This is a genomic window from Allobosea sp. P4_E12, assembly GCF_056401655.1.
Genome location: NZ_JBFUIY010000090.1, coordinates 1 through 5445, shown reverse-complemented (window position 1 = coordinate 5445; position 5445 = coordinate 1). Strand labels below are relative to the sequence as shown.

General features: G+C 62.3%; 4 protein-coding genes and 3 pseudogenes. 2 read left to right on the top strand and 5 right to left on the bottom strand.

Annotated elements, in window-relative coordinates; genetic code table 11:
* Positions 1 to 108: 108 nt before the first annotated feature.
* From AC1DW9_RS36050 to AC1DW9_RS36035, 4 genes and pseudogenes are all read right to left on the bottom strand, one after another.
* Entirely contained in the window at positions 109 to 477 is a 369-nt protein-coding gene (locus tag AC1DW9_RS36050) for a hypothetical protein (RefSeq protein WP_441509153.1), read from the bottom strand.
* Positions 478 to 787: 310 nt separating this feature from the next.
* Complete coding sequence (locus AC1DW9_RS36045) at positions 788 to 1030, bottom strand: hypothetical protein (protein WP_441509152.1); 243 nt, start codon at positions 1028 to 1030, stop codon at positions 788 to 790.
* 378 nt (positions 1031 to 1408) lie between these two features.
* A complete protein-coding gene (locus tag AC1DW9_RS36040; RefSeq protein WP_476777255.1) occupies positions 1409 to 2017 on the bottom strand; it encodes an IS110 family transposase in 609 nt (202 codons plus the stop codon).
* Between the two features lie 332 nt (positions 2018 to 2349).
* Positions 2350 to 3227, bottom strand: a pseudogene (locus tag AC1DW9_RS36035) (IS110 family RNA-guided transposase).
* Between the two features lie 69 nt (positions 3228 to 3296).
* Here AC1DW9_RS36035 and AC1DW9_RS36030 point away from each other — a divergent pair.
* Positions 3297 to 3446, top strand: a pseudogene (locus AC1DW9_RS36030) (IS3 family transposase); the annotation flags it as partial.
* Between the two features lie 260 nt (positions 3447 to 3706).
* Here the strand turns inward: AC1DW9_RS36030 and AC1DW9_RS36025 are convergent.
* Positions 3707 to 4750, bottom strand: a complete 1044-nt coding sequence (locus AC1DW9_RS36025; RefSeq protein WP_476777254.1) for an IS110 family RNA-guided transposase — start codon at positions 4748 to 4750, stop codon at positions 3707 to 3709.
* Between the two features lie 27 nt (positions 4751 to 4777).
* On the opposite strand from AC1DW9_RS36025, the pseudogene AC1DW9_RS36020 reads away from it, so the two are divergent.
* Positions 4778 to 5200 (top strand): annotated as a pseudogene (locus AC1DW9_RS36020) (IS3 family transposase); the annotation flags it as partial.
* Between the last annotated feature and the right edge of the window lie 245 nt (positions 5201 to 5445).

Below are 5445 nucleotides of genomic sequence, written 5' to 3'. Positions count from 1 at the left end.
CCCTCCCCTCGGCGCCGCCGCCCTAGGTCAGCTGGTGCAGGGCAAAGCCGGGCTGCGGCGTGCTGACAAGCCGGCCGGCCACCACGGCGTCGATCCCCATCACAGTGCTCAAATCGCAACCCAAGACGCCAGCGCGACCGACGTTACGACCATCACAAGCCATTCGGCGCGGTAGAAACCGAGGATCGCCTTAGTCGAGCGACCCTCGACGACATCCGTTGCCCGATCCCCCGCCGCGATCTGAGGGTCGTAAACGAAGCCAAGACCCGTCAAAAACGCGACCGCCATTTCCTGGTCGATATCACCGACCAATGACCAGACCCTTGGCCCGACGGGGAGAAAACCGTTTTGCAGGCACAGCTCAGTGTCAAGATCGACCCCTTCGATCTCGAACTCCTTCGCAGCTTTCCGGTAGGGGTGTTTTTGCACCGCGAGCGCAACGTGCGTGCCGTTTTTTGTCTTGGCGAAACCAAACATGACATCGTGGGCGCGGTAGGCCGTCGCAACTCTCCCTCAACACACCTCCGTACTTTGGGGCGAGCCGGCTCACTCGCGCGGCGTCTTGACGAAAACCAGCCCCGGCCCTTTGGGCAGCCAATGCCGCTCAAAAGACGAGAGCAAAAGCGCCGGGGCGATATGATACTTCGAACGCGCGAGCGGCAAGCCGTCCTCGATGCGCGACAAGCGAAGGGATTACCCGGTCGGGCTGTCCCGTTGCGGGCATGCGCCCAGGCTGCTTGCTGCCTGATCTCCGAACGCTGCAACGCGGCTCAGTCGCGGGTAGGCGCTAGCGGCGAACGCCGACCCTGTTGACACCGCCGTTGCGATTTCCCGGACGAGGCGCGGTGACGGCGCCGACCCCGACGGGCCGAGCGACGAGACGCACGCCGGGCCGCGCGACGCACCCACCGGGATAACCGATATAGGTGCAATAAACGACGGCATTTGCGACTTCCGTTGTCGCGGCAAGGCCAGTGAAGGCGATCCCGGCCGTCGCCACAGCGAAGACCGCAAGTTTAATCATTGTCATTTCACGTCCCCAGGTCTTTGAAGATGACAAGCGCTCGCGATGAAAACACTGAATCTATTGCCACAGCCGCGACACGCGTTTTACGGAATAAGCGCTTGTCCAACCAGCCAATGCTGCCACGAACGAACCGGCTCTAACATTGTACCTGAGGACATCAGATGTGCAGCACAGCCAAATACGCGAGGCGCTTTGAGGTCGGCGACGTTTAGAGCATCTGACGGGGACGGAAATGCGAGACGCGGGGTCAATCCATGGACAACGCCGTAGATTTTGTAGATTACCCGCCTATTTCATCAGATTTTATGAGATTATTGGATAGATAATATTGATATACGCCACATTTGATGGCAAGGTTGGATGCGTCGGAACTCTGCGCTMTTACCAAGAGTTGCGGCGCCTAACGTGTACCCCTAGCAAAATTCTGCGTTTTTCATGCACTGCCGAACTTCCGCGTCTTGGCAGCGGCGCGCGAGGAGGGTTACAGCGTGGTCGATCAGGAACGCCATCGATGATCGACTTGACCAGCGCGATTAGAGGACTTTTCAGGGGGCAGGCCATTTTCCTTACGATGGACCCGCGCAGCAACCCTCGGATCACGTTCTCGATCTTAACCCGGGTGCGCACCAGCATCTCCCGGGCGACAAGGATGGAGCGAACCTGGTAGCTGTCGCGGCTTTTGATGCGGACCTCTTTGAACCAGCCTGTGCGCATGATCTGGGCAAGACCTGCAGCATCATTACGATCGGTCTTAACCGGCCGCATCTTCAGAGCCGCATTGGCGTGCCGTGCATCGATGCAGATGATAGGCAGGCGTCGGCTTGTCAGCTCGTTCCAGAGCCAGACGGCCAATGGGCCAGTCTCGAGCCCAACCCTCGTGAGGTTCGGAGCACTGATTGCCAGGCAGTCAGCAATGGCGTCAGGGCATGTCGGCACTTTTCTCTCGGCTAGAATGCGCCCGTTGTCATCGACGACGCAGATCGCCGTCATCGCCTACGAGACGTCCAAAGCAGCAAAGCATACCCACTTTCGGGGTTCTGTTCGGCAGGCAAGCGCGTCGGCAGCTTCACCGGCCGCGTCGACGAGATCATCGACGGCGAGTTGGATGCCGGCTCCCGAGATGCGTGTCATTGCCGAGGTACTGATAAAGGCGCGTGCTGCAAGCGTCACCCGGCTTCGGGGCGCCCAAATGGGGAATCCGCACGCGCAGGCCTCTACAGCTGGTAGGCCACGCAGGCCTCGATAATAGTCAGGCTCGTTGCGCGCCGGTCCGACCGGTGCAGTTCATTTCTCCGTCGCCTCGCAATCGTCTTGGGCGGGCCTCAGAAGGCGGCGCGATACGGCTCGCCGGTTCGAAGCACGGCCCAGATGATCCGCGCGTTCTTGTTGGCGACCGCAACCGTGGCGCGGTTGCTGCTCGCCCGTTTTCTTCGGCACGAGCGGAGCCGCGCCGCTCTCGGAGCTGATTGACCCATTTGTTGTTGGGGTCGATCTTGGATGGCGCCGTGCGCACCACAGCCCGGGCGCCATGGACGAGCAGGCTGCGCAAATGCTGGCTCCCGCGCTTCGAGATACCCATCAGGGTAGTGCGATCGCCGCTGGAAAACTGCCTGGGTACAAGGCCAACCCAGGCGGCGAGATGGCGCCCGTTCTTGAACTCGGCGCCATCGCCGATCGCAGCCACGACGGCTGTCGCTGTCTTCGGGCCCACACCCTTGATCTTCGCGATCCGCTGGCAGGGCTCACTCGCCCGGAAGACAGTCTGGATCTTCTGATCAAAGATCCGGATCCACCGGTCGAGATCCCGGAAGATCGTAGAGTTCGGCGATTGCCTCGCGCGCCAGTGTCGTCAGCTCATTCTCGCGATCAGAGAGGAGTTCAGGGAGCAATCTTCTGGCGCGGGTGATGCTTTTGGCCATGGCGAGGCCGCGGTCGAGCAACAGCCCCCGGATCTGGCTGACCACGGCGGTGCGGTGATTGACCATGCGCTGGCGGGCACGGTGCAGGGCCTGGATATCCTGCAGCAGAAGGCGCCGGTGCAGGCTTCGATCACGATCGTGCAGCGCTCGATCTGCGCGACGACAGCTAGAAGCTGATCGCGCACGACGCGGCGCTTCAGAAGCACACGCCCATTGCTGTTCACGCCGTGAAGCTGGAACACGTTCTTGGCGATATCAATGCCGAGGGTCGCGATAGTCATCGTCGCTCTCCTCCGGTTGACAGGTCTCCAGCCTGCAGCGTGGGAGGGAGAGCCGTCCATCCCATTAGCTGGCGCAAAGAGTTTGGCGGGCTGAAGTCCGATCAGGTGAAGCGACTGAAGGATCTGGAGAAGGAGAACGAGCGGCTGCGCAAAGCCATCTCGGATCTGACGTTGGAGAAGCTCATTCTCAAGGAAGCTGCGTCGGGAAACTACTTCTCTATTCGGGGTTCATCGGTCAACTCCCTTTGATGCGCATCCCGGCTCGACTCGTGAACGGTCCCGTGGAGCTCTTGCTTCTCTCCGAGGTCGGCCGATGCCGCCTCATGATGGGATCAGAAGGAGTGGGCGGAGCCATCTAAGCCGCGCGCTCGACAGAACCAACGCTCGAGTTTCCTCGGTCTCACCCGCTCCCGTCGTCCCCACAGGGACCTCCTCCACGCCGGAGGAGCTCGGTGTCACGTGATACTGGTTCGGGAGCCTCAGACCGCCTTGGCGGTTGCGGCGGACCAGCGGAAATCCGTCTCGTCGCGCCACATGCGATGCAGCACGATCGCCAGTTTGCGGGCAACAGCCACAAGCGCCTTCTGCATGCCCCGGCGCTTGGCCACGGCCAGCCCCCAGACCTTGAGCGACGACCACCGGCCGCGCGGGCTGGTCAGCAGCACGAGCGCGGCCTCGTAGAGTGCAGCGCGCATCATCCTGTCTCCACACTTCGAGACCCGACCGACCCGCATCGTCTCGCCGGACTGGTAAAGCCGCGGCGTCAGACCATAATGCGCCCCGACGCATTGTGACCGTCCGAACCGGGCCGGGTTGTCGACGCAGGTGCGGTAGGTTAACGCCACGACCGGCCCGACGCCGGGCGCGGTCATCAATCGCCGGCAGATTGGATCAGAGCGGACTTGATCCAACAGCATTTTGTGCAGCTTGGCGAGCTGGGTCCGCAGCGCGGAGCGCGCATCTAGCAGCGGCAGGACTACGGCCGCGACGAAGGGCAGATCGAGCACGAGGTCGCGCACGCGCTGCTCAAAGCCGGCAGTTCCCACGAGGCCGACCTTCAGGCCAAAATTGCGCAGCTGGCCGCGCAGATCGCTCTCGATGTCGTAGGCCTTGCGCTGCAGGAGCTTGCGCGAGGTAAGGAGCAGGCGGCGTTGCTGACTGGCCGGCGTCTTGACGTGGACCGGCTTGAACAGGCCGACGCGCATCATTTGGGCGATGCCCATGGCGTCATTGCTGTCGGTTTTGTTGATGCGTGCCGAGAGGGCAGCGTGCATGTGGCGCGTCTCGACGCAGATCGCCGGCAGCCCGTCTTCTACCAGGCCGGCGTAGAGCCACGGCGAGAGCGGTCCCGCCTCCAGGCCGACGCGTGCGTAGCTACGGCCGAGTTCGGTGAGGTGCCGACTGATCACCTCGGGATGGCTCTCGACGGTGGCGCGGTGAACGACCTTGCCATGCGGATCGACGATGCAGATGGCGGTCTCCTTCACGGAGACATCGAGGCCAACGTGGTGCTGCTGGTTCATGGCAGGGCTCCGAGGTTTTGTCGAAGCACCATCATGCCGCTTCCTCCGCGCCAGGCACCCCGAATACCCCATCTGAGCCCCGCCCGGCGCCGTCGCTGCATCGACCACGTCATCGAGAAATTCGACGTGTCGGAGCGGTTGGCGTGCCGGGTTTTGGGGCAGCATCGATCGACGCAACGCAAGGTTCCGAAGGGCCGCGCTGACGATGCGGCGCTGACCGCCGACATTGTCGAGCTCGCCACCCAGCATGGCCGCTACGGCTATTGCTGAATCGCGGCCATATTGGAGACCGCCGGTTGGGCGGTGAACGTCAAACGTGTGGAGCGGATCTGGCGGCGGGAGGGGCTGAAGGTGCCGGCCAGGCAGCTGCTCAAGTCCATCGACGTCATCGACGTGCTATCCGATCTCTTCATCCTCCGCGGAGTGCCCGGGCATGTTCGTTCGGACAACGTCCTATGTCGGGAAGCAGCTTTGGGCTTTGGCCAACAGGTCTCATCGCGCCGGCAGATCGCCGACGTCAGCAGTAAGCTGATCCAGATGGTTTCCACCGTCAACGGGATCGCTCCCAGCCATAGCAAACACAGGATCCAGCGGCATTGACGCGGCCGTGGTCCTCACCGTCCTCAAGACGAGATACGCACCCAGGTGGAAGGCCCGAACATTATCTACAGGGAGGGTCGCCTTTGGCGCCCTCA

What these genes read in the sequence shown, in the direction of transcription:
- AC1DW9_RS36050 (WP_441509153.1), bottom strand. Translation starts at nt 477, where the DNA reads ATGTTTGGTTTCGCCAAGACAAAAAACGGCACGCACGTTGCGCTCGCG.
- AC1DW9_RS36045 (WP_441509152.1), bottom strand. Translation starts at nt 1,030, where the DNA reads ATGACAATGATTAAACTTGCGGTCTTCGCTGTGGCGACGGCCGGGATC.
- AC1DW9_RS36040 (WP_476777255.1), bottom strand. Translation starts at nt 2,017, where the DNA reads ATGACGGCGATCTGCGTCGTCGATGACAACGGGCGCATTCTAGCCGAG.
- AC1DW9_RS36025 (WP_476777254.1), bottom strand. Translation starts at nt 4,750, where the DNA reads ATGAACCAGCAGCACCACGTTGGCCTCGATGTCTCCGTGAAGGAGACC.